The sequence below is a fragment of the Phaeobacter sp. CC-HEC084 genome (assembly GCF_059429255.1).
Window position 1 is genome coordinate 175,706 of sequence record NZ_JCAIJQ010000003.1, and the last position, 23,958, is coordinate 199,663.

Annotated in this window: 16 protein-coding genes; 9 read left to right on the forward strand and 7 right to left on the reverse strand. The window is 59.9% G+C overall.

Annotated elements, in window-relative coordinates; genetic code table 11:
- The first annotated feature begins 406 nt into the window (after positions 1-406).
- The 6 genes from AC5SSZ_RS13215 to AC5SSZ_RS13240 all read left to right on the forward strand — a co-directional run bounded on the left by AC5SSZ_RS13215 (position 407) and on the right by AC5SSZ_RS13240 (position 8,692).
- On the forward strand, positions 407-1,336 hold the full coding sequence (locus tag AC5SSZ_RS13215) for a DUF2493 domain-containing protein (RefSeq protein WP_065331804.1): 930 nt from the start codon (positions 407-409) through the stop codon (positions 1,334-1,336).
- Between the two features lie 132 nt (positions 1,337-1,468).
- On the forward strand, positions 1,469-2,485 hold the full coding sequence (locus tag AC5SSZ_RS13220) for a nucleotidyltransferase family protein (RefSeq protein ID WP_241389327.1): 1,017 nt from the start codon (positions 1,469-1,471) through the stop codon (positions 2,483-2,485).
- Positions 2,486-3,024: 539 nt separating this feature from the next.
- Positions 3,025-3,231 carry a hypothetical protein gene (locus AC5SSZ_RS13225; protein ID WP_007120662.1) on the forward strand — a complete coding sequence of 69 codons (207 nt, stop codon included), beginning with the start codon at positions 3,025-3,027 and terminating at the stop codon, positions 3,229-3,231.
- 562 nt (positions 3,232-3,793) lie between these two features.
- Positions 3,794-4,387, forward strand: a complete 594-nt coding sequence (locus tag AC5SSZ_RS13230) for a transposase (RefSeq protein WP_274841081.1) — start codon at positions 3,794-3,796, stop codon at positions 4,385-4,387.
- On the forward strand, positions 4,374-6,683 hold the full coding sequence (locus tag AC5SSZ_RS13235) for a relaxase/mobilization nuclease domain-containing protein (RefSeq protein WP_274841082.1): 2,310 nt from the start codon (positions 4,374-4,376) through the stop codon (positions 6,681-6,683). The genes AC5SSZ_RS13230 and AC5SSZ_RS13235 overlap by 14 nt, the downstream gene beginning before the upstream one ends.
- Positions 6,684-6,691: 8 nt before the next feature.
- Positions 6,692-8,692 carry a type IV secretory system conjugative DNA transfer family protein gene (locus tag AC5SSZ_RS13240; RefSeq protein WP_495438361.1) on the forward strand — a complete coding sequence of 667 codons (2,001 nt, stop codon included), beginning with the start codon at positions 6,692-6,694 and terminating at the stop codon, positions 8,690-8,692.
- Between the two features lie 239 nt (positions 8,693-8,931).
- Here AC5SSZ_RS13240 and qatD read toward each other — a convergent pair whose 3' ends face one another.
- The 5 genes from qatD to AC5SSZ_RS13265 form a co-directional block, all read right to left on the reverse strand.
- Positions 8,932-9,687, reverse strand: a complete 756-nt coding sequence (gene qatD / locus AC5SSZ_RS13245) for a Qat anti-phage system TatD family nuclease QatD (protein ID WP_495438362.1) — start codon at positions 9,685-9,687, stop codon at positions 8,932-8,934.
- Positions 9,684-11,018, reverse strand: a complete 1,335-nt coding sequence (gene qatC / locus AC5SSZ_RS13250; protein ID WP_495438363.1) for a Qat anti-phage system QueC-like protein QatC — start codon at positions 11,016-11,018, stop codon at positions 9,684-9,686. The genes qatD and qatC overlap by 4 nt, the downstream gene beginning before the upstream one ends.
- 11 nt (positions 11,019-11,029) lie before the next feature.
- Positions 11,030-11,935 (reverse strand): Qat anti-phage system associated protein QatB, encoded by a 906-nt coding sequence (qatB, locus tag AC5SSZ_RS13255; RefSeq protein ID WP_495438364.1) that lies wholly within the window; start codon positions 11,933-11,935, stop codon positions 11,030-11,032.
- Positions 11,935-13,890 carry a Qat anti-phage system ATPase QatA gene (gene qatA, locus AC5SSZ_RS13260; RefSeq protein WP_495438365.1) on the reverse strand — a complete coding sequence of 652 codons (1,956 nt, stop codon included), beginning with the start codon at positions 13,888-13,890 and terminating at the stop codon, positions 11,935-11,937. Before qatA ends, qatB begins: the two co-directional genes overlap by 1 nt.
- A gap of 276 nt (positions 13,891-14,166) precedes the next feature.
- Positions 14,167-15,084 (reverse strand): DMT family transporter, encoded by a 918-nt coding sequence (locus AC5SSZ_RS13265; RefSeq protein WP_495438366.1) that lies wholly within the window; start codon positions 15,082-15,084, stop codon positions 14,167-14,169.
- 268 nt (positions 15,085-15,352) lie between these two features.
- Here AC5SSZ_RS13265 and AC5SSZ_RS13270 point away from each other — a divergent pair, with 268 nt between their 5' ends.
- The 3 genes from AC5SSZ_RS13270 to AC5SSZ_RS13280 are packed head-to-tail and all read left to right on the forward strand — an operon-like array spanning position 15,353 to position 21,394.
- Positions 15,353-18,070, forward strand: coding sequence for a DNA methyltransferase (locus AC5SSZ_RS13270; RefSeq protein WP_495438367.1), 2,718 nt, complete (start codon positions 15,353-15,355; stop codon positions 18,068-18,070).
- Complete coding sequence (locus AC5SSZ_RS13275; RefSeq protein WP_495438368.1) at positions 18,063-20,123, forward strand: DEAD/DEAH box helicase; 2,061 nt, start codon at positions 18,063-18,065, stop codon at positions 20,121-20,123. Before AC5SSZ_RS13270 ends, AC5SSZ_RS13275 begins: the two co-directional genes overlap by 8 nt.
- Positions 20,124-20,128: 5 nt before the next feature.
- The gene (locus AC5SSZ_RS13280; protein ID WP_495438369.1) at positions 20,129-21,394 is read left to right on the forward strand and encodes a GIY-YIG nuclease family protein; all 1,266 of its coding nucleotides are present in this window, start codon (positions 20,129-20,131) and stop codon (positions 21,392-21,394) included.
- A gap of 53 nt (positions 21,395-21,447) precedes the next feature.
- Here the strand turns inward: AC5SSZ_RS13280 and AC5SSZ_RS13285 are convergent, their stop codons facing one another.
- Together AC5SSZ_RS13285 and AC5SSZ_RS13290 are read right to left on the reverse strand one after the other, a co-directional pair.
- Entirely contained in the window at positions 21,448-22,845 is a 1,398-nt protein-coding gene (locus tag AC5SSZ_RS13285) for a hypothetical protein (RefSeq protein ID WP_495438370.1), read from the reverse strand.
- A 30-nt stretch (positions 22,846-22,875) separates the two neighbouring features.
- Entirely contained in the window at positions 22,876-23,952 is a 1,077-nt protein-coding gene (locus tag AC5SSZ_RS13290; RefSeq protein ID WP_495438371.1) for a TrbL/VirB6 family protein, read from the reverse strand.
- Positions 23,953-23,958 lie beyond the last annotated feature (6 nt).

Genomic DNA, 23,958 nt, shown 5'->3' on the forward strand with positions numbered 1-23,958 from the left:
CCCTCCCCGGCCGCTCCGCCGGATTGCGCTCTGGTCTGTTTTGCGGGGCAAAACGATCCCGCCGCTGCATCCGTCTCCCGCGTCCGGTCGGGCCGTTTGCCTGCTCGTGTCGGGCAAACCTACCGTCAAAACACACACACATGAGTGTGGAAGCATATCCTCCGGATGGCCCCCAAATCAGCCCGCGTCAAGGATCGCAAAACTTTTCGGCGAGGGCGGGGTCTGTGGCGTTGGGCGGTCCCGTGCGTGAGCGCGCGCGTGTGTCGGGTGCTGCGCGCGGAAAACTTTTGCGCCCGGCAAGCCGGCGGCTGCGCCGTCCCTGACCCGGGCAGATTCGGAAACCAGACATTCGGCCATGCCCCCACACTCACGTGGTGGCTCTATAACCGAACACTGGAGACCAGACATGGCTTACGACACCGCAAACACCTACGAGACCATCGAACTTTTCGGACTGACCGAGAAGGACGCACAGCTGCCGATCCCGGAAGATCACGTCCTGACCGACCACATCATCCGCGAAAGCTTCGAGGCTCTGCTCGGTCCGCTGCGTGGGACCGGGCTCGAGGCAGAAATCGAACCGCTGGCCCATGGGTTGGCGACGATACTGCAGCGGCGCAAGGTGGCACTTGGCAAGGAGATCGACCGCACCGCCGACAAAATCGGCGCGCTGGCAAAATCCCATGACGGATCGGAGATCGCCGAGACCGCGCTCGAAGAAGCGCAGGCGCGCTTTCTGCAGCTGCGCGAGGTCGTCAGCGCCATCGAGGTGATGAGCGAGGCTGCGGCGGAATGCTACGAGATCGAGACGGGCCACGCCTTCATCCCGGCATCCGGGTCGCGCGCAAGCGTCCGGGCGCAAGAAACCGGGGCGGTCTTCGAGGCGCGGCAGCTCCTGGAGCAGCATGACCGCGAAACCGCTGAAAAGTCGAAAGTCGAGGGGGTGCCCCTGATCGTCTCGGGCGCCACCGACTGGACTGATGTTGATGTGATCTTCAACACGCTCGACAAGGTTCGGGAGCGGATAAGGCAGAACCGCAATCAGGAGATCTTCCTCTGCCACAAGGGTGGCAAGCACGGGGCGGAGATGATCGCGGCTCGGTGGGCTCGCGCACGGGGTGTCGCACAAGCGCGTTTCGATCCGCGCTGGTCCGCGCATGGGCGGGCGGCACCGTTCAAGTGCAACGACGAGATGCTGGACGACAAGTTCGCGGCGACGGGGGTTGTGCTCTTCGGCGGCAACGGGGTCGCGCTGAACCTCGGGCAGAAGGCGGAAGCGAAAGGCCTGACGGTCATGCGGGTTGCTGACCTGGCGAAGAAGGCGTCGCAGGATTGAAGAGAGAGGGTCGCCTTCGGGCGGCCCTTTCGTCGTTTCTTATGGGTGTGGACGTTCTCCAAATCACTTTGCCTAGCAATTTCCTGTTTTGATAGGTATATGAATGCCAAGCAAAACTTGGAAATGATAGGCATGACCCCACTCAGCAGCATCGCGATGAGCGCCTATACCGACCTGGTGCGTCTTCTGAAGGACGACGCCTTGTCCGGTGTCGAAGGCAAGCCCACACTCAAGGAGCGTGGGGATAAGGCCTATTGGTATGCCGCGCGCCGTGTCGGGACGGAGATGCGGTTCATCTATATCGGCGAAGACAGCGACGAGACGCGCGCGCGCATCGACCGGATCGAAGAGCTGCGCGCAACGGCCAAGGATCGGCAGGCGGAACGGTCGCGGCTTGTTCGGCTCTTGCGTGCGGAAGGCATGACGCCCATCGACCGGGCGACCGGTTCCATCCTGTCGGCCATGGCCGCAGCCGGGACCTTCCGTTTGGGTGGCACCATCGTCGGAACCAATGCATTTCGCCTCTATGAAGGCGAGCTTGGTATCCGTCTGCCAATTGGCGGTATGGCCAATACTGGCGACATCGACATCGCGCAGTTCGAGAAGCTCAGCGTTGCGTTGCAGGATCAGGTCGACCCGGGTCTTGCCGAGACGTTCTCAGCGCTCAAATTCGATCCTCTGCCAGCTCTTGACCAAGGTCGGACATGGCGATGGGCCCAGGGTGGCAGCGGCCAGTTGGTCGAGTTCCTGACACCGGCGTTCGGGGATGAGACCATCCGTGATCTGCCAGCATTGGGCGTGAACGCCCAAGGATTGAACTATCTCAACTTCCTGATCGCTGAGCCGATCCACGCGGCGGCGATCTATAGATCCGGCGTTCTGGTGCAGGTGCCCCGCCCGGAGCGTTATGCAGTCCACAAACTGATCATTGCCGACCGGCGCCGCGATGGGGCAGGGAGCCTGAAATCCGCGAAGGACCGCGAGCAGGCGGCTTTCCTTATCGAAGCGATGGCCGAGGACCGGCCCGATGATCTGGCTCGGGCCTATGCCACCGCAATGGAGGTTGGGCCGCGCTGGCGGGAACACATCGGCAACTCGCTGAAGCGAATGCCTGATACCAGGGGGATGCTCGACAGCTTGGGCGCGTGATGGCCATAACCGGGTCGCCTTCGGGCGGTCCTTTCGTCAAATCTCATGGCGCGTGCGATCGGTCACACTTGATCTGCATCTCACGGCGTCCAGCACCGTCATCCCTCTACCCAGCCCGTCAGAGTTCGGCCCATCCGCATCGGTACGGGCTGGGGATGGTGCGCACCTAGCACATCGTCAGCAGCGCAAGACGCGAGGGGTCGAGACGTCGCACTTGAGGCTGAAGCCCTGCTCGACCCTCGGGTGGTGTCGCGGAACATCGCATCCACGCGGGCGGGCGTCATCAGCACCCCGGCCAGGTTCGGCAGGACGTGGACGCGGATGGTGGCGACTGCGTGATGGCACAGGTCAATCGGGTCCCTCCTTTTTGCTATGCATGTGGATCGCACGGGGTCGGCCCGTTCGTGCCCTCAGCTCACGCTTCGGCAAGCACAAATACGGTTTCCACGGCGGGGCCGCGGATCCTCCGCATTTGCGCTTGCGACCGGTCCTCTTGCCCCCGTGCTGGGTGATCCTCATCGCAATAAGGAGTAACCCAAATGACCAACCACTACGTCGCCACCGTTCCCGTCAAGTTCACCGATACCGATGGCCAGGAGCGCACCCGATTCCAACGCGTGGGCGCCATGTTCCGCAACACCCGCAACGGGGACGGCTCGGAGTTCTTCAGCCTCAAGCTCGACTTCCCGGTCGCGGTCTCGGAGCTGGTGATGTTCCCACCGAGCGCGAAAGATCCCCAGGACTAAATCCTCTGGCGAGGATGGGCCGCCCCAGGACGATCTTGGGGCGGCCCGATCCCTGTTCCAGGGATGCCGTGTCCGGCGGTCAGTTCGCCCGAGGTGACCTCCTCTTGGTGCCGGTCGCTGCGCGCGCAACGGACGATCGCCGCTCGGAATGATCAGGCCGCGACAGACCGGCCAGTCAGCCTCAAGGGGGACCATCCACAAAAACCTATCGGCCAAGGCCTCCCGGTTTTTGCGGCAGAGATTTGGCGGAGCCAAATCTGGCCCTCCTTGACCCTGCCTGTCCGCCCTGTCGGTGGGGTTTGCGCCCGCCCGCGGTTCCGTCCGAACACTTGGTGTTCGGCCAGACCTGCGGGCGGTGCTGGGGAAGGGGGCCTATTGGACAGGTGGGTCGCCCGGTGGCGAGGGGGCAGGCCCGCGTCCCTGCGGTCTGCGGGGGAAGCGGACACCAAGGCTGCCTGAGCTCGAATTCAACGTAAGTATATAATTGACAGCGCGGTATATTATTGTAAGGTGGGGGCAGCCTTGGTGGAAGGTGGCAGGAAATAGGGGGTCTTTCTTCCGCATGTCCCGAACAAAACGCCTGACAGAGATCGAGAAGATGCAGATCGTTCGCGAGGCTGCGGAAGGTGTGTCGACGTCTGTGTTGGCGGAGCGTTTCGAGGTCACATCGCGGGCCGTGCGCTACGTTCTGAAAGCCGATGCCGAGCGTCAGATGGATGCCGCGATCCCGGTCTCGGCGGTCAGTGTGAAGGTCACGGCTGCGGAGCTTGAGGCGCTCGACGCGGTGTTGGCGAAGGCGGGGATCGAGAGCAGGGCCGAGGGGCTGCGGCGGCTCATTCAGGCGGCAGGTGGGGTGTTCGTTCCGGACGCGCAGATGGCAGCAGAGATGGCGCGCTACCGCGCCTCTCTGCACGAGGTCGGAAACGGGGTCGCACAGATCGCCAAGCAGATGACGCGTGCCAACCGGATGGGGCAGGGGGCCGTGGGGGACGCGAGTGCCGAGTTCACCGAATTGCGCCTTGCGCAGATGCGCGGGTTGGCGCGGTTCATCCTCGATTCCGCCGACGAGATCGATCTGCTCCTGCGGCGTCGGCGCGACGCGATGCAGCTCGAGGCCAGTGCCGCGCTAAGGGAGTTTGCCCATGCGGCTGAATGATGCTGTTGACGCTGTCACCGGCGAGGTCTTCCGGGACGGCTGGAGCCGGATCAGGGGCTCGATGCAGGGGCTGCACGTGGCCAAGCAGAGCCAGCTTGTGCGCGCGGCTGCGGGGCATCGGCCAGCGGTCTTCAAGGCGATCCGGGGTGGGGGCACGCATACCAAATCGCAGCTTGCAAACCAGCTCGAGTACCTTACCACCAAGTCCACCCATATCGTGGACTCGAGCGGGTTCCTGGATGGCAAGGCGAAGCTCGAGGCGCGCGACATCAAGGACCTCACCGAGCGCTTTGCCAAGCGGTGGAATGCGGGCTTCAAGCCCAAGCTCGGGCAGACCACCCATATGTTGATGTCCTTCCCCATCGGCACGCGGGGCGAGGATGTGCGCGACATCGCGACGGATGTGGCGGAGCGGTTCTTCCAGACCGATCAGGGGCATTTCGATTATATCATCGCGGTGCATGAGGACCGCGATCATCCCCATGCGCATCTGGTGCTGAACCGCCGCTCGCAGGAAGGCGAGTTCTTCTTCCTGGGGCGCAACCATCGCTTCAACTATGACGACTTCCGCCTGGCCATGGTCGAGGAGGCGGAGAAGTATGGCGTGCGCCTGGAGGCTACGCGCCGGGTCGATCGGGGTGTTGTGCACTACCCCGCCCCTACGCGCGAGGTCTATGCGGCGAAGGAAGAGGGCCGCGCGCCCCGCGAGCGGGAACGCGTGGGGGCCGACTTGACCCGGACGCTGGCGGAGATCGCCAATACCAGAACCGTCTACCACGCGCTTGCCGCAGAAGCCTCCAGAGAGGCCCGTGAGGATATTGCCGCGGCACTCTTCCGCGCGGGCGAGCTGCTGGCGCGCGGCGGGCAGGTGGATCGAACAGGAGATGTATACATGGCCGAGGATCAAAGCTTCGAGGACCTGAGAAGCCTCTATGCGGAGAAGCTCGCGCGGGTGCAGGGCATGATCGCCGAGAAGTCTGACGCCGAGCGTCCCGGGCTGGAAAAGCGCCTCATCGAGATCCAGACGCAGGTCCAGCACATGCAGCCTTTGGGACTTCGATCATCCACGCTGTCGGACGCCCCCTCGGAGGGCGGCATCTATTCCGAAGTGAACATCCAAGAGAGCCAGTTGGAGCGTCTATCCGAGCCGCGGCTGCGGTCGCGGATCGATGCGGCCCTGCGCGGCACCGGGATCAGCACATCGGAAGTGGTGTCCCGGATCGAGACGGGCGCCCCAAATGCAGCGCTGGAGCATCAATGGATCGCCAATGATCTCTCCAAGGTGGCCGAGGCGCGGGATCTGAACCTCGAACGCCGCGCCGATCTGGAAAAGGCGCGCGACATTCTCAACGATGTGCATGTGGAACTTGGCACGCTCTTGGAACGGGAGAACGTGCTGCGCCGGGACGGTGTTATGGAAGCGGAAGCGGTCAGCGAGCGGTTCCACTATCACGAGGGTGCGGTGCGGGAGATGGAAGGGACAATCCGTCAGGAGATGCGCGCCGAGGGTTTGACTACACAGCAGATCGAGGACCGGGATTGGGAGGTTGTCTCACGGGCGGAGCGCCGGATCGAGGCGGAGCAGCGTATGTATCTCGCTGCACACCCAGACTTGCTCGCACGGCCTGGCGATGTGATCGACCGGTCTGAGCCCTACAGGGAGGCCATCACCGATGCTTCCCGCGCCAGCGAGATGACCCGCGAGGTCGACCGGATCATGGACGCACGCGACCTCCGTACGTCCGTTGCGGATGCGGTCGCCGATGACTTGCGTGCGCGCTATCCGGACATGCCGTCCCACCTCGCCCGTGGGCTCGGCGCGACCTATGCCGCCGTCGTCGAGATACGGGACACGGAGGTCATCAATCAGGTCCGCCGCGAAAACGAGATGCGCGACGACATCCTCGCAACCCGCGATCAAACTGCACCGCAGTCTGACCGTTCCGACCGCATCGCAGACGAGATTGTGCGTGTCCTGGATCATGAGCGGGCGGGGGAATTGTCCGCGCCCTTCGAGACCGAGGCGGAGCGGGATGCCTTCCGCGAGGAGATCGCGCGGGTGCTGGATGGCCGCCAATTGGGCCGGCTCACATCCGGCGATGCCGATGCGCTGGAGAAAGTCCTGGAGGACCGCCTCGACCGGCTCTATGTCGCCAAGGTCTATCTGCAGTCCGATGCCGCGACGGCCAATACGGAGGCCTTGCGCCAGGTGGTCGATGAACTCGCCGACGCCGAATACGAAAAACACCGCGCGACAGACGTGGATGGCGAGACCGAGCGGGGTCAGATCCATTGAGCGCCTCCATGGGAAAAGCGCGGATCGCCACGGGCGTCCTTCTGGTGACGCTTGTGACTGGGGCCATGGGCTATACCATCGCCTCGGCGGTGCTGACCTACCAGGATCTCGGCTTCGGGGCCGAGATCGACTTTGCCTATATCGCGCAGAACTATCTGGCGATTCTCGACCGCCGCCCGGAGGATGCGCAACTTATTCACCTGATCATCGGCAGCTTCGCCGCCGCCGGCCTGATGCTGAGCCTTGCTCTCTCTGGGTCTGCTCTCACACGGTTTGGCCAGACCCATTGGCAGACCGCGCGGGAGATGAAGGCCAACGGGTTCTTCGGGGCACCCGGGACCGGGTTCATCCTTGGCAAACTCGGCACTCCGAAGTCCCGCGCGAAGTACATCTGCTCGAAAGTCTTCCCGCACGCGCTGATCGTTGCGCCCACGGGCCGCGGCAAGACCACGGGGTTTGTCATTCCGAACCTGCTGACCTGGCAAGGCTCCGCCGTGACGCTCGATGTGAAGGGCGAGTGTTTCGAGGCCACGGCCCGGCACCGCGCAGCCCAGGGCGACAAGGTTTACCGCTTTGCCCCTACCGATTGGGAGGGCAAGCGCACGCATCGGTACAACCCGCTCCTGCGCATCTTCGAGCTGAAGGACCCCGCGCGGCAGCAGATGGAATTGCAGCTCCTGGCGACGCTCTTCCTGCAGAGCGACAACGACCGGGTGCAGGGGCTTCTGAAAGGCGGGATCGATCTCTTCGTGGCGGCGGGGCTTCTGGCTTTCCAGCGCAAGCGCCCGACCCTGGGCGAAATCTACCGCATCGCCGCCTCGGGCGGGAACAAGCAGAAGGAGTATTTCGCCCGCGGCCACGAGGTGGAGAACCGGGCAGCCAAGCTGATCTTCACGCGGCTGGCCTCGACAAACAACGACACGCTGACCTCATATGTCTCGCTCCTGATGACCTCGGGGCTGGACCAGTGGCAGAACCCGGCCATCGATGAGGCGACGGCGGTGTCGGATTTTGATTTCCGGACGATCCGGAAGAAACCCTTTTCGGTCTATCTCGTGGTCCAGCCGCTGATGGTGAAGCCGCTCGCGCCCCTCATCCGCCTCTTCTTCTCCGATCTTCTCTCGGCCATGCAGGAAAAGGACCCTGGACCGGATGAGCCGTGGCCCGTGATGATCATGCTCGATGAGTTCAATCGTCTCGGCAAGATGCCCATCGTGGTCGAGAGCATCGAAACCTTGCGGACCTATCGCGGACATTTGGCCGTGGTGACACAAACCATCCCCGCCCTCGATGAAATCTACGGTGAGAACACCCGCCGCGCGCTACAGGGCAACGCGGGTGTAAAGCTCTACCTGACGCCCTCTGATGAGAAGACCTTGGAGGAGCTGAGCAAGGCCGTCGGCAAGACTACGAAGACCGTCGTCACGCGGTCGCAATCCATCGGCAAGAATCCCTTCGAGGGCCGTAGTCAGTCGACTCGGACCGAAGAGAGCTCGCTGTTGCCGGAAGATGAGGCGCGCCGCCTGCCACTCGACGAGATCGTCATGGTGATTGATGCCCAGATGCCGGTCCGGGCTAAACGGATCCAGTATTTTGACGACCGGCTGTTCAAGGCGATCCACGCGGCACAGACGGGCGAGTTGCCGTTTCCGGAGCCGGGAGGAAGGGGGGCACAGGGCACGCTGCCGCTGAGTATGCGCGCCATGCCGATGACACCGCCATCGGACGGTTCAGGTGGGCAGGAGGCCGACGCGGAGGCCGCACGCCAGGCTGCTGATGGCGAATCGTCAGGGCAAACCCATGTCGCCCCAAAGAAGACCGCGCCAGTTGTTCAAGCCGTCGTCGCCGAGGAGCAGCGCCAGATGGAGATGGATTTTGGGGGCCAGGTTGCGGAGACCGAGGCAGCGGGCGCGGATGATGAGGCGCAGGTGCGCTCTGCCGTCGATGGCTTGGACGACATGGAAGTGATGTTGCGCGATGGCGGTGGTCAAGAGCTGGTTGCCCGATAGGGCAGCGGGCACGATTTTCTGCCAAACGGGCTGAAGGCGGGCATTCGCTGCAAAAGCGAGCACTGACGCGAAGATTACAGGAAGCGAATGTTCCCAAACGAATAAGTCATCATCTACTTTCCAACAACCCGGAGCCCCTCACGTTCAAAGCAAGCCCAGTTTGGTCCGTTCTATTGGAGGAATGCTGCTGTGTGATGGGCATTTACTCATGAGCGCGGATTGCACAGAATAGATGATCCTCAGCTTAGGAGTGCTCGTAAGTTTTCGTTAAGCCATACGTCCACCTCGTCATGCTCCAAGCCGAAAAGCTTTGCTAGGCCGTCTCGCGCAGGCTTCACGTCAGCTGGCGCTCCTTCACTCGATTCTCCACGAGTGAAAGGACCGTCTGTCTCCGTCAGAATACGCCGCCTCGGGAGTGAATGTACAAGCTTTGCAGATCGATCGTTGCGTAGCATTTCGGCATTAATTGAGAAGTAACATCCCATCTCTGCAGCTCGGCGTGCCTCTGCAGCAGATCCGGTGAACCAATGAAGCACCACGCGGCTGCTCCCGACGGGTAGTTTTGCCTCAATCATATCGAGGACGACTTTCGCGCAGCGGACACTATGGACCGAGATTATTTTGTCACCAGCGATAGCACATGCACTCAAGACTTCTGCGAATACGGACTTCTGCTGTTCGAACGAGCTATAAAACCGTCGTCCCGCGTCCAAACCGACTTCACCCACATATCGCGTTGACGGGAGATACTCTTTCCAAATCAGGAGTTCTTGTGCGCGATCGGCGACGAGCTGCGGATGTAGTCCGAGTGCGGCCCTCACATATTTCGTGCGATCCGCCAATTCCTTGTTTCGCGGGAATGCTTGCGGCGTCGTTGTCACAGTTAGTGTGAAGACGCGCTCCCGTTCGCGTTGTGCTACCGCTGCAGCATGATCGGGGTAGAGGTCAAGGTGGCAATGAAAATCGACCAGTCGTGGGGTTCGGCGATAGGTCATGATGGTGCCGTCTTGACGCCATCCAATATCTTGCCAACCTCTTCCAATCCTCGGCGATAGACGTCCGCATAGGAATCAATTCTGTCGGGATAGTCGGACAATGGGCCGGGTTTGTGGATCAGCAGTCGCGCCACGTCGGGTCGACGTGCCAATCGGCCTATCGCCAATTGGAATGATCTGACCTGCTGTCCTTCGGCTTGGCGGGTATCCAGCGTACTTTCCGTAAGATCCTGGACGCCGTATTTGGTTGGGTCGCTCCCGTCGAGCGATGCTCTTCGGATCAGGCAGGGAAGGCAATAACCGCAATGCCCTTGCGGTTCTCCCTTCCAACGCGCCTTTGCAGGGGATGAACATGACAGTGAGTGTCCAGTAGCCGAGTCTAGGGCATCGCGATTGGCGCATTCTTTCACCATCTCGCCTTTGGTTTTTTCCCAATAAGGATTGACCAGCTCACCATCGATCCCGAGCGCGTCCAAGAGTTCGTTCCATCGAGCCATGTAGAAGGGATGCGTAGTGCGGGTGCTCAATGCGCCTAATCGCAGTCGATCAAGCGGGACGTTCAAAGCGATGAGGCCGTTCTCGGGCACGCGCATGACGAATTCCTTACCCAGACTGGCACCTGCTGCCACGCCGAGCGAGAAGAACAAAAAAGATCGCCCGCGCGTGGTGCTTTCGGACTCCACACCGTCGATCAGCCCGTCCCCAAACGTCATCCAGATACGCAGTCGATCGAATGCGGCATCCGGATACGCCGTCTTCAAGACCTCATAACAATCTTCCTGAGATTTGCTGACCGCACCTTCACCGGCATGGCTCACAAGCAAAGGTGCACCAGACGCTTCGAGTGTGTCGATCGCGCCAATCAAACTGTCGAGGCCGCCGGAGAATAGATTGATCGCGTCGAACGGCACCGGAAGCAACGGTTTCGGTCGTGGCTTCGCAAGCGTTGCCTGGGCCGCGGGACGTGCCCTGAATCCGATTTGCCACCGATCACCCGTCAGGAAGTCGAGCGCGCGCTTTATGATACTCGCCGCCCGGGTCCAGAGATTCGGATCGCTGACCGGCACGACCAACCTGATCTCTCGCGACCAGCCATCTTGCGATTCCGTGCTCCGCGCGAGGCGCGTGTCAGCGGCATGAATGTGAGCGGCAAGCACCATCAGATCGACCGCAACCTCGCTCGGTCCGAGGTTCAATTTCTCCATGTCTGATAGGGCGTAGCCGATCCCGTGTCCGAGACGGTCGCCGACCAAGAGGTCGAGTTTCGAAACAATCTCATCGCTGGCCACAGGGATGCCGACGTCGTCCTCCGACCCGAAGTGTCCGATCAATAGGTGCCGTCTCATGCCTGGGCCTCGTTTTCTCCAAGTGCTTCGAGCATCTCGAAAGCCGCCTCATACACAGTGTCGACGAATCCTGAGACCTGATCTTGTGAGAGTGCGCCGATGTCGACCCCGGCCGCACTTACCGCATCGCTCACGCCTCGCTGAATAAACTCCGACAATTGCGCCTCGATCCGTTCCACCGTCCGGGCATCGGATGGCATCGTCACGACCCGCGTGCCGATGTCGTTGCAAATCCGCGCCTCGATAGTGTGCGACGCGTAAAGCTCGAAGACCGTCTGGATCTGTTCCGATGTCAGACCATCAATATCGGTAATGCCTGCGTCTGCAAGATCGGCGATGGTCTCGATGAACGCGTCACGGGCGATGCCTTCATCGATCGATCCCCCGTCTGGGCAGATGTAATCCGCCAATCCGGCGAATATCTCTTCCACCGGACGACCAGCAAGGCTTTCGAGATTAAGCGATCGCAAAGCCTCTCGGACACCGTTCGCACGGGCATTTCCCAAGAAGCTGACTATGCCTGATGCGGTGCTGCGGGACGATCCCATGCGACGTGCAGCGGACCCGGCACCGCCAGATGATCGCGACACATATTGTGACATCGCCCGACCGAGACTGCGTCTGTCGCTCCCACCCGAACCAGCGAACCGCGTGAAATTGCTACGCGCCGATCGAAACCTATCGCTGGTCGGGGCCGGAACCACTGGCTGCCGATCCGCGGGCGCGGCGGGCGGCACTCCAGTAGTGGCTACAGGCGCGTCGCCATTGATTTCATCGGTGGGCGCGGCATCCCCACCGGGCGCATCCCCGTCGTCGGCCCCACCATCGCCGTCGCCTTCCAGCCAACTCGGGACCAGAGGTGTACCGCCCGACGCCCCTCCGAATGCATTCGACGTGCCCATCAGCGCCTCCTCTTGCTTGTGCGTGTCGCTGTGCCCGCGGCCGCCTTGAGGGTTGGGGACCCGTTCTCTGACCAGTCGGCGAGGAGGCGGTCGAAACGAGCAACGAATTCGCTACCTTGGATCACCCCCGTCCAACCCGAAGCGACCCAGGGGCCGCAACGATCGGCAGGTAAGCTCTCGAGCATGTCGAGGAGATTCGTCTGCAGGATATCGTGTGCACGAACGAGGACCGTCATTCCCGCCACCCCAGCCGGCACCGTCTCAAATGAATCCCCGCCCATAATGCGGCCCCGCAGTTCTTCGAAGACTTGTCCGGCTTCGGCTGGCGCCAGCTGCTTCAACTCGCCCTCTTGGGCCTGGACCGCGAGCTTCGAGCCCATCAACTTTTCAACCACCGCGCTCAAGCGTCCGAGTACCGATGCAGCTCCGAAGTAGTCCTTCCGATCCTTCGCGACAAACAGATAGGGCCGTAGATCTTCCTCCCCAATCTTCGGAGACAGCTTCGCCCAGGACCGGATTACATCCGACCCTTTCCATTCGGCGAGCATTACGCTGTCCAGATTTGGTTCGGATTTCTTCCGAGGATTGTCCAAGCGCGAGATTTCGGGGCCCTTTGTGGCCTTCTTCTTCGGTTTCTCGGCAGGTGGGTCATCGGTTTCCAAGCGTGCAAGATCCTCACATCGTCCATGTTCATCCTTCGCCGCCGCCGTCGCGATCTGGTCGAACAAGCGCGACATAAACCGTTCCGCGAGCATGAGCTTCGCCAACACCGGCAGTCGCACATCACGACCAAACCCTCGGGCCTGCGCGGTCTGGTTGCGCAAAAGGAGGGTGTTCAGGAACCGCTTGATCTGCCGCGGATTGCCCTGCGTTCCGCTCGCAAGGATTGGACCGATCTGATCGCTGAGTGTCAGTGCGTTGGTCACGCCGGTGCCTAGGTCTCCCAGCGTCTCCTTCACCGTCGCCGCGTCAAGACCGCCGGCTTCCCACGGTCTCTCGAGCTGCTTTCGCGCAACTGCGATCAGCTTTCCGTAGTCTTCATGAGCTTCGCCGAGTTCCGCGCCGATCAGCAAGAGTGTCACATAGATGCGAGTCTCGGTCTCACCCAGAGCCGGTATCCTGAACGGTACCTGGATCAGCTTCTCGAGATAGTTACGTGCGTAGTCGCGCGGACCCGTCGTATCGGGTAGTTCGGGGAAATGCTTGCGGACTGAATATTCGATCATGGCCTCGTCCGCCGCCACGATGAACGCCGTCCGATCTGTGAACACGAACAAGCGGACCGCCTCCAATGTCTCTATCGCGATATCAGGCAGACACCGATCCAGATCGTCGATCAGCACGACGAGTTGCTTGACGTCGGCCTTATCCAACAATTCGTTAAAAGCTTCCCGGAACGCCCCAATCTCTTCGGGCAGACGCTTCGATTCATCGGGCTTCAACAAGCCATCTATGCCGTTGACCACGGCATCGTAATTCTCCCTCGTTGCGAGCTCACCCGGATCCGCGAGAAGGCTCTTCACTCCGCCGACAGCTGCGCGTATCTGGTCGGGTGTGGGGATCCCCGAAAGGGCCGTGAAGGCGAGCCCGCCTCCATGCCGCGCGACTTTGAGCCAGTCGATCCGCTTGAAGACATTCGTGACTGCCTCGACCGCCTCGGTGCCGAGGGATCGCTGCTCGATCAGTTCGGTAACGATGCCCTCTATGAGCGCGATCTTCGCGTCCTCGAAACCCTGGAAACGCCAGCCGTTGAATTTGATGCAAAGAACGTCATCATCGTCCCGAAGCGAGGCATCGATCATCTCCAATATGCTCGATTTGCCCGCTCCCCAATCGCCGTGCACTCCGATCGTGACGGCCTCTTCGGGCCGCTTCGCGAGCAGGTCGATAATCGTCTTTGCGATGGCCTCATTATTCAGGAGGTCCACCTTCGTTTCGTTGTCGGTCAAAAGCAAACGGTGGTACCTTTCCAAAATACATGCACAGATTGCGACGGCCAATCCATCAGCCTGTAGTAGTTGAATATCACGCAATCACAAAAAATGGTAGATAACTACCTTTACTGGTAGAAAGTTTTCCCATTCAACATCATAGGCTAATAGGGCGTCGCACATGTCCGGAAGGTCGTTTCGGCCATGGGCTATTTGTTCCACGAAGGTCACCTTTGACTAAGCTGCAATGCCGCATTGCTCATCAAGACTAATTTCTGCAATGGGCCGTAGGTTACGGTTCTAAGGAGCCGTGATTGGCGGTGGTTTTCTTCGCTTGCCCGAAAGCGCATTGCCCGCAATGGCTGCGAGCAGAACAGCACCTCCGATCAGCGTGTTCGCAGTCGCGGTTTCCCCCAGAAACAGCCAGACCCAGAGTGGTCCGAGTAGCACTTCGGCTAAGGACAACAGGGCGAGTTCTGCCGCGGGGAGGCTGCGCGAGCCCAGTGTGTAGAGGATCAGACCTGCGCCGACCTGGAATACCCCCATGCCCATTGCAATGCCGCCATCACTGGGGCTCAGCACGAAGGAGAGCCCGAGGCCCAAGCATATGGCCGAAGTGATGACGATCGCGAAGAGGCCAGACAGGAACACCGCTGGCAGCATTTCTCCTGTGCGCCCCCATCGCAGCGCCACGGTGAAGACAGCAAAACCGAAGGCTGATCCAAGCGCGGCGATGCTGCCCTTTAGGGCGACGCCTCCGGACTTGTCGGCGACCATGATCCCGATCCCGCCGATAGCGACGGCGATCGCTATCCAGGTTGCCGCGCGGACGGGCTCCCGCAACACGATCTTTCCAAGCACTGCTGCCATAAATGGAGCGGTTGCAAACAGAAGCATGGCATTTGCGACCGAAGTGTTCTGGATCGCATAGATGCCGCCGGAATAGGCTGCAACCAGCGACAGGCCCGCGACGACAGCCGGAAAGCCTATGCGGCGGATCTGAACAAATGGGCTTTCGCCAGACCGCACGCGGATAAGCACGTAGAGAAACAGCGACAGGCTGATCGACCGGTAGAGCAGTATCTGCCACACGACGGCGTCTTCGATCAGGCGAATACCAAGACCGACCGTCGACCACAAAACCCCCGCCGCAAAAACGAAGAGCACACCGTACTTGTGGGCATCCGCAGTGGAAGGGGCTGTGGTATTTGATGTCATGTCCGGCCGATTAAAGATGTCACTTTCTTCAGCTTAGCCTCAGGGCCGGGGTGCCGATCATTCATTTGCGACATTGTCGATGGTTGCTGCACAATGCTGCGCTGGACCAAATTCGCCAGTGATTTCCGATTGGCTCAAATGGCTGCGTAGTATCAACGCACATTTTTTCATTGGCGACAGCCGAATTGGGCTGTCAAAGGCTTCGGTCGCTATCGTCATCGCCACAAAATTTCTGTAGCATTCGTATGAGTTTACCGACGGACCTTACATGAACCCTACGGAAATCGCAGACGCCCTGGAAGAAATCGCCGCTCGCCCGTTCGACGGCGGCGAGTTCCCGTTTAAGTTCGCTGCGGCCATGGGAAGTCCGCAAGCCACGGTTTCAAAGCTCCGCAGTGGGACAATCAACAAATCGAAGGTGCCCGGTGCGGTCCTGATGAACCGCAAGTTCTATGCCATGGTGACCGAACCGGGCGCAGTGGACCAGGGTCTGTCGATGATCCGGTCGGACAAGAAGACCACAACCCACAAACCGGCGATCCTTCTGGCAACCGACGGCGTTGACCTGTCCGCCGAACATGTCGCATCGGGCGACAGCCTGCACATCAAGTTCGCCGACTTGCATCATCACTTCGGGTTCTTCCTGCCGGCGGCTGGCATGTCACGCTACAAGGCGGCAGAGGAGAACGAGGTAGACGTCAAGGCGGCGGGGCGACTGGCCAAGCTCTATGATGCGCTTCTCAAGAAGAACCCGGACTGGAAGACACCGGAACGGCGGCATGACCTGAACCAACTGATGACGCGGCTGATCTTCTGCATGTTCGCGGAAGACGTGGGCATCTTCGAAGACAACCTGTTCTCGCGCCTCATCTTCACGCATGCGGGCGACAAAGGGGAAGAGGCACAGTCCTGCATCGCGTCGGCTTTCGCAGCGATGAACCTGCCAAAGGGCCAGCGTCAAAACCTGCCGGCATGGGCCGATGCCTTTCCCTATGTGAACGGCGGACTTTTCGCCGATACACTGGACGTGCCGAAATTCGACCGCGGGGCCTATCGCTACCTTCAGGATGCCTGCCAGCTCGATTGGCAAGAGATCAACCCGGACATCTTTGGATCCATGATCCAGTCGGTCGCCGATCCGGACAAACGGTCCGAATTGGGGATGCACTACACCTCGGTGCCGAACATCCTGAAAGTGCTGGGGCCGCTGTTTCTTGATGATCTGGATGAGCAGATCGAGAAGGCCGGCGATAGCCGAAAGGTGCTGGCGCGCGTGCTGAAACGGATCGCGGGGATCCGGGTATTTGACCCGGCCTGTGGATCGGGCAACTTCCTTGTTGTCGCCTATCGGGAGCTTCGAGCGCGCGAGATGCGCGTGCTGGAGCGTCTGGCGCAGCTGGATGGCGGGGCATCGGCGCAGATGTTCTCTGGCGTGCGACTGGCGAATTTCTACGGCATCGAGATCACGGATTTCGCGGCGGAGACGGCCAAGCTGGCGCTGTTCATCGCCGAGTATCAGGCCAATGCGCGCTTCGGCGAGATGTTCGGGAACACAGCCCCGGCACTGCCCCTGCGAGATGGCGGGAACATTGTTTGCGACAATGCACTGCGATTGGATTGGGAGGGGGTTTGCCCGCCGCCGGGGGAAAATGAGGAGGTCTTTATTGCTGGGAATCCGCCATTTGTCGGTTTCAACTCGAGGACGTCAGCGCAATCAGAAGACATGCGCTTCCTGTTGGCTGACCGGCTGAAAAGTTTTGAACGCCTCGATTTGGTGATCTGTTGGTTCATCAAGGCTGCTGACTATATTCGCGGCCGCGCTGGAGCGGGCGCATTGGTTTCGACCAATTCCATTGCTCAAGGAGTGACGGTCAATATTCTATGGCCCGAGGTCTTGCGTGAGGGGATCAGAATTCATTTCGCCCATCGACCTTTCATGTGGTCCAACAATGCTGCAAAGAATGCGGCGGTTTCATGCGTGGTAGTCGGCATCTCATCATCAAGAACCGGACAGTCTATCATCTTTGATGGCGAACTTCGGAAGGATGCCAACAACATCAATGGCTATCTTCTCGATGCACCCGACGTAACGGTTGCACAGAAGGGTCGGCCAATTTTCCCGCTTCCAAAAATGGATGTTGGCAGCATAGCGCGTGACGAAGGCAATTTGATTTTCTCGGAAACAGAAAGAAACCAACTTATTTCGGAGCATCCTGAAGCCGCGCCATTTATCCGCCGTTACATGGGTGCCAGAGAAGTAGCTCAAGGATTGGTCCGTTATTGCCTGTGGGCGGAGACCAATGAACTGGACGATGTGCGACGCTTTCCTCCCTTGGCGAAACGACTAGATGCGGTAGCCAAGTTTAGGTCCGAAAGCGATGCACAAGTAACTCGAGACGCAGCCGCTGTGCCCCATCGGTTTGGTCAAATAACGGGCAAAGGCGTGCCGAAGAAATCAGCGATCTTAATGCCGCGAACATCTTCCTCTCGCAGACCTTATCTACCGGTTGAGTTGGTCGGCAGTGATGTTGTTGCTTCGGCAGATTGTCAGATCATCTTTGACCCCCCTGATTGGTGTTTTGCGATCTTGGCATCTAAGCTTCAATGGTGTTGGGTGAGTACCGTCAGCGGGCGTATGAAGAATGATTTCCGCTACAGTAGCACCTTGTGCTGGCACGTTTTCCCAATACCGCGTTTCACCGAGGATCAGCTGGAAGCGCTGAACACGTCCGCACGCGCGATCCTCAAGACCCGATACATGCACCACCCCAAGACGATCGCGCAGCTGTACGACCCAGACGACATGCCGGACGACCTGCGCGAGGCTCACCGCCAGAATGACGAATTGCTCGAGACGATGTATATCGGGCGTCCGTTCCGCAACGATACCGAACGACTTGAGCGGCTGTTCAAGCTCTATGCTGCCCGGATCGAGAAGCTGAAGAAGGAAGAGGCCCCCAAAAGAATGGTAAAGAGTAATGGTTGATCTTGTGCGTATGACCTATGGCCATTCCGGCGCTGACTCCAAGACAAACAGCCTTGGCCAGCGTCCGATGCAGGCCCGCGTCTATGAGGCGCGCGCCGCACAGTTCCTGTTGTTGAAGGCGCCACCGGCGGCGGGCAAGTCCCGTGCTTTGATGTTCCTGGCGCTCGACAAGCTCGAAAACCAGGGCGTGAAGAAGGTGGTCGTGGCGGTGCCTGAAACCTCTATCGGCAGCTCGTTCCGCTCGACCGACCTCACCTCGCACGGGTTCTGGGCCGATTGGGACGTGGACCCGCAATGGAACCTTTGCCTGTCTGGCGAAGACGGCATGGCGAAGTCTCAGAAGGTGAAAGCGTTCGAAGCCTTCATGGACAGCGACGCCCGTGTGATCGTCTGCACCCATGCGACGTTCCGCTTTGCCTTCGACGCGATCGAGAAGGCACGCGGGGTGGAGGCATTCGACGATTTCCTGATCGCAGTCGATGAGTTCCATCACGTTGCCGCGGCGGACGACAACCGCCTGGGCGAGATCCTCCGCAAATTGCTGGCCCGCGAGAAAGCCCACATGATGGCGATGACCGGGTCCTATTTCCGGGGCGACAGCGTTCCGGTTTTGCGCCCCGAGGATGAGGCGCGGTTCAAGTCCATCACCTACAGCTACTATGAGCAGCTTGAGGGATACGAGCACCTGAAGTCGCTGGGGATTTCCTATTCGTTCTATCGCGGGCGGTACATCTCGGCGATCCCTGATGTCCTCGACACCGACCGGAAAACCATAATCCACATCCCGCATCGCGGGTCTGCTGAGGCGTTCGGCGAGAAGCACGATGAGGTCGGGTTGATCATGGGCGCCATCGGTGAACACGTTGGCCGGGATCCGGACACCGGGTTCGACCTGGTGAAACGCGCCTCGGACGGCAAGGTTTTGAAGATCGCCGACCTCGTGGATGACGGCGACGGGCGCGACGGCATCAAGGCCGCGTTGCAGGCAGAGGCGAAGGGTCCTGATGGCAAGCGGGACGACGAAGCGGATCGGGCCAAGGTTGACATCATCATCGCGCTCGGGATGGCCAAAGAAGGCTTTGACTGGCCGTGGTGCGAACATGCACTGACCATCGGCTATCGGAATTCGCTAACAGAGATCGTCCAGATCATCGGCCGGGCCACCCGCGATGCACCTGGCAAGCCCCACGCCCAGTTCACCAACCTGGTCGCCGAGCCCGGTGTGGAAACAACAGTCGTCGCCGACGCGGTCAACGATATGCTCAAGGCAATTTCGGGTGCGATGCTGATGGAGCAGGTGCTGGCGCCCAACTTCAAATTCTATCGTCGAGAAGATGGGGATATCCGCGCGCCCGTGGAAACGACGAAAGACGGCACTGTGCATATAGGGATCAAGGGCTTGATGGAGCCGCCCACGGCCCGCGCCCGTGCGATTGTCGAAAACGACATGAACGAGCTCGTGGCCAAGGCTTGCCAGGCAATGGACCGGCGCGTTGTCGCGGATGATGTGGCCCCGGAAGTCGCCACTCAGATGGTGCTGACGGATATCATCGAGACGACCTACGAAAACCTGTCCGACGACGAAACGGAATCCGTGCGCCAGGACCTCGCGGCGCGGATGAACCTGATCGGTATGGCGAAACGCGCGTCGCAAGAGGGTGGGTTTTCTGAAGAGGGCGAAGAGTACGACGCTGAGCCGTCGGAAAACCTGTCCCTGATGAACATGGTGAAGCGATTCGTGAACGTGCGCGAACTGGATATCGACTTGATCGATAGCGTGAACCCATTCAAGGAAGGTTTCGACGTCGCCTCGCGCGCCTTTGACACCCCACTCTTGAAGACCATCCAGGACGCGATGATCTCGCAACGCATCCAGATGAGCGAAAAGGAAGCGCTGACACTGTGGCCACGCATCAAGCGGTTTCGGGCGCAGGAAGGCCGCGAACCCAACCCGCATTCGGCGGATCCATTGGAGAAGCGCCTTGCGGAGGCTCATGCATACATTAAGACGAAGAAGGCCGAACGCCAGCGAGCGGCTCAGTCGGGAACCTGAGCCACATGCCGCGCTACCGATCTCTCGATGAAATCTTCGACGAGCCGGATGAATTCGGGCTTCTCGACATAAAGGAAACAAACCGCGGCGCGGCGGCAACGCCAGATGCTCGGAACGCCGAGATCGTCTCGCAGGTGAATGCTTTCTATGAGTCGAACGGTCGGATTCCGGACGACAACAGCCTGGACCTTGAGGAGATGAAACTCGGGACAATCTGGCGTTCAATTCGGACCAGTCCATCGGCTGCGATGATGGCGGCAGACCGGAACCGGCTGCTTGGGCATGGCCATCCAGTGGCACCGGCCGCAACCATTCCCGAAACGGAGTCTCCGGCTGAGCCCGAGCCCGATTGGCGCGAAGACGTTGCCGACGAGGACGTTCCGGCAAGCCTCGACGACATCTTCGGCGATGATGACTTGGACGTGCACGATGCAGTTCTCAACATCCGAAACGTGACGCCAGCCTCAGAGCGTCAGTTGCCTGACCACCGGGCTGATATGTTCCCGTGCCCGGATTTCGAACACTTCGAAGGCGGCTTTGCCGAGATGCAGTCGAAGCTCGAGTCCGGAGATCGAAAGGTTCTCCCGGTTCAGGACAATGTTGAGATCACGGTCTATGAAGGCGATTTCTTCATTCATCGCGGTCTCCTGGTCTATGTCGCCGAAAAAACCGAACTTTCGCGCAGGAGCGGTAAGCCGGATCACCGTTTACGGATCATCTTTTCCAATGGCATGGAGAATGATCCTCTATCATCGTCATTCCGCAAAGCGCTCGCAGCGGATAAGACCGCACGGATCGTCGAAAGAGCCGGGTTTGGGCGGCTCGATCCGGAATGGGATCAGGATAGCATGGCGGTCACCGGCAAAGTGTATGTGGCGCGAAGCCTGTCGACAGCCCCGGAAATCGCAGAAGTGTCAAGGATCCTGCACAAGGTCGGTGTGACCAGTCAGGATGTCCGGAGGCGCATTGCTGATGCGAAGAACGACCCAACATTCCTGCTCGCGCCTGTAGAGATTGTCGCCACCTACGAGTTGCACAATCTGGAGCGCATGAAGGTCGAAGACCTTTTGCATCGCTTTTTTGATGCAGCGCGTCCGCAGGGTCTTGTGATCACGGACCGGTTTGGCAAGGCGGTCCACCCTCGAGAATGGTTCTACGTGCTCCCTGAGCATGTGAGCCAAGCCGTTCAGCTCATTCAGGAACGCAGGTTGCACGAGTACAGGTACGACAGCCAACGCCAGTTGATCGTCAAGGTGGAGCCGGACAATTAGGCGTGCTTCTCTATTGAAACAGGTTCGTGCGGAGTAGGGCGCGCGATCCGAGCTCAGAAGAAGGTGACCTCCCGCAGGCCTTGAAAGGCGCCTTCTTTGAACGCGCCAGCTTTATGCAGCCGCGGGAAATCCGGGAGCTTTTCAACCTCCATCAGGGGAAGCAAGATCTCGGCGCTGAACCATGGCATTTTCGCGCACCGGCTTTCATCATACATCTTCGAAAGTGCCCTTCCGACCGCATAAGCTCCGGCCAGGTCAATTTTGGAAACGCGTGTTCGATTTCGAGGCAGCAGGCTCCCAGTTGTCGAACTACCACCGACATTGAAATAGATCAGGTCATTGCCCCACCCGAGCCGTATGATATGTGTCCGGTCGGACCGTTGGATCGAAACTCTCGGAAATAGGTCCCTGACCCAAACCTTATGTTCATCGCACCAGTCGAGGGCTTCCTTCAACATCGCTACGCCGCCTAGGTCTTTCTTCCAGATCGGACATAAGTGCTGAAACCCGGCGAATTTGACCCGCTTCTCACTTCTGATGTCATTGGCAACGAAATCGCCTTTGCGTGTGACCTTTGGAGACCACATTTTTTCTTCAAGCGCGGCTGCATCTTCCAAACCTATGTGCATGTCATCAATCGCAACTTTGGTATTCGCAGAAATGGCTCTGTGTCGTGCTTCAAGCAGTGTGATGGGTGGTAGCGGTTTCCTCGGGTGTTGGTCGAGGATCGAAGGCCCATTGGGTCGAACGATATCGTCAGAAACGTCAACTGGTCTGTCCGTTTTCACGTCGTGGTTGACGAGCCAGCGGTAGGGTGCTCCAAGGTCCTTAGGATCGTCGTTCATGAGTGAAAGATGTGGCAGACCCTTTTTGATGAACGCCATGATCTCGCGCGTATCCTGACGTTCCGCCCCCATGAGCCTCCCCTGAAAGGATTGGCGGTCTGACCTGCTTTGGCGGGCCTTCAGTGCATTTTCGATGCGCTTTCGTTCGATATCGCCCAGTTGGCGCCGCATATACACAATCGAAACATCTACGTCCCCGTAGTCGTCACGCTCCTCGAGCGCGCTGCCGAACAGCTTCAAGGTGATGCGCTGCAAGCGATCGGGGTCGCCGTTGATGACCTTGGCCCGGGCGAGAAGTGCAGAAATGATGGTCTGGACCTTGTCGCGACCGATACGCTTTCGCTTGGGTTCCAGTGCGAGGCGTGTCCCATTCGGGGTGAGCTGCCAATAAAACAAACCGTCCAGGATGTCGGCAGGCTCCAAGTACCCAGCCTCAGCCATCTGGCGCAAGACGCGGTTGGCATGATGCGCATCGCAGTCCAGAACACGTACTGCCTCTTCAAGCCCGATAGATCTTCCATGGGCTGCTGAGCGCAGGATTGCTTGCACCAGCTCCAATGGCAAGGTTTTTACTGGCGAATGCTTCTGGGACCCTCGTTCATCCATGGCTCAGTAGCATTGCAAAACAAAACTTCATCACCGCCGCCCCAGCCTTCCAAGACGTGCCAGTTGCGCAAGCATCTGGGACCCGGCCCCCGGTGACCCAGTGCCGCTTGCCTGACCTGTCTGTCCCATGCCTTGCCGCACTGGCATCTGCTGTACGCCGAAGAACTGCCGCGCTCTAAGGGCGGCATATTCCGCCCCACTTGCCCCGCCGATCAAGTAACGATTGTACGCCTGTTGGCTGCCCATTGCGGCGCGGGCGAAGCTGTAGCTTCCGCCGAGACCGCCGGAGAGGGCAGGCATCATGATGTTACCGGAGATCGCGCGGACGATAAATGGGGTGGCGATGATGAAGCCCTTGGCCATGAGCACCATCATGAAGAAGGGGATGAGAGCGCCGATATTTGAGGCGCCTTCCGGGTCGCCAAGCTCGCCGATGAGTGCGGAAGAGACGCCCGTGATTGTCGCGAACACGCCGGCGACGACGATGGGGTAAAGCGCAAAGGAAACCAGTGCCGAAAGCCATCGCGCGAAGTAATCTTTGGTCACTTCGAAGAGGGTCAGGAAGATCATCACCGGGGCAATCCCAATCAGGAGCGCGATCATCAGGCGGGATGCCACAAGAATGAAGGCGGCCAGCCCGCCGAGGATGGAAAGCAACAGCACCCCGACTATGTCGAGCATGGCGCCGGCCATCCAGTTCAACTCTGAACCAGCGGCGTTCAAGTAGTCCCCCAACTCGGCGATCAAACGGTCGAATTCTTCCGCAAAGGTCCCAGAGGGACCCGGGGTTCCACCACCAACCGAAGCCACCAGCGCACCAGCAATGCTGTCGATGCCTGCCAGAATAGCGGCGGAAAGTGCGTTGAACTGCACCCAGTTAGTCGCAAATACCCCGATCAGCCCGATCTTGACCGCTAGCCAGAAGGCAGTGCGCCCGTCCATCGCTTTGTACTGGTAGATCATGTTCAGGAAGACGAGGATCACCACGAGCGTTGTTCCCAGGACGAGAAGCGTGCCGACAGTTGCCGCAACGGAACCGAACTGGGTTTCCGCTGCGGTGTCGAGATAACCCTGGGAGGTTTCAACGAAGTAGGTGACGACGCTCATAATGGG

Excerpts from the sequence above, each read along its gene's own strand:
- AC5SSZ_RS13215 (WP_065331804.1), top strand. The coding sequence starts at position 407 with ATGGCTTACGACACCGCAAACACCTACGAGACCATCGAACTTTTCGGA.
- AC5SSZ_RS13220 (WP_241389327.1), top strand. The coding sequence starts at position 1,469 with ATGACCCCACTCAGCAGCATCGCGATGAGCGCCTATACCGACCTGGTG.
- AC5SSZ_RS13225 (WP_007120662.1), top strand. The coding sequence starts at position 3,025 with ATGACCAACCACTACGTCGCCACCGTTCCCGTCAAGTTCACCGATACC.
- AC5SSZ_RS13230 (WP_274841081.1), top strand. The coding sequence starts at position 3,794 with ATGTCCCGAACAAAACGCCTGACAGAGATCGAGAAGATGCAGATCGTT.
- AC5SSZ_RS13235 (WP_274841082.1), top strand. The coding sequence starts at position 4,374 with ATGCGGCTGAATGATGCTGTTGACGCTGTCACCGGCGAGGTCTTCCGG.
- AC5SSZ_RS13240 (WP_495438361.1), top strand. The coding sequence starts at position 6,692 with ATGGGAAAAGCGCGGATCGCCACGGGCGTCCTTCTGGTGACGCTTGTG.
- qatD (WP_495438362.1), bottom strand. The coding sequence starts at position 9,687 with ATGACCTATCGCCGAACCCCACGACTGGTCGATTTTCATTGCCACCTT.
- qatB (WP_495438364.1), bottom strand. The coding sequence starts at position 11,935 with ATGGGCACGTCGAATGCATTCGGAGGGGCGTCGGGCGGTACACCTCTG.
- AC5SSZ_RS13265 (WP_495438366.1), bottom strand. The coding sequence starts at position 15,084 with ATGACATCAAATACCACAGCCCCTTCCACTGCGGATGCCCACAAGTAC.
- AC5SSZ_RS13270 (WP_495438367.1), top strand. The coding sequence starts at position 15,353 with ATGAACCCTACGGAAATCGCAGACGCCCTGGAAGAAATCGCCGCTCGC.
- AC5SSZ_RS13275 (WP_495438368.1), top strand. The coding sequence starts at position 18,063 with ATGGTTGATCTTGTGCGTATGACCTATGGCCATTCCGGCGCTGACTCC.
- AC5SSZ_RS13280 (WP_495438369.1), top strand. The coding sequence starts at position 20,129 with ATGCCGCGCTACCGATCTCTCGATGAAATCTTCGACGAGCCGGATGAA.
- AC5SSZ_RS13285 (WP_495438370.1), bottom strand. The coding sequence starts at position 22,845 with ATGGATGAACGAGGGTCCCAGAAGCATTCGCCAGTAAAAACCTTGCCA.
- AC5SSZ_RS13290 (WP_495438371.1), bottom strand. The coding sequence starts at position 23,952 with ATGAGCGTCGTCACCTACTTCGTTGAAACCTCCCAGGGTTATCTCGAC.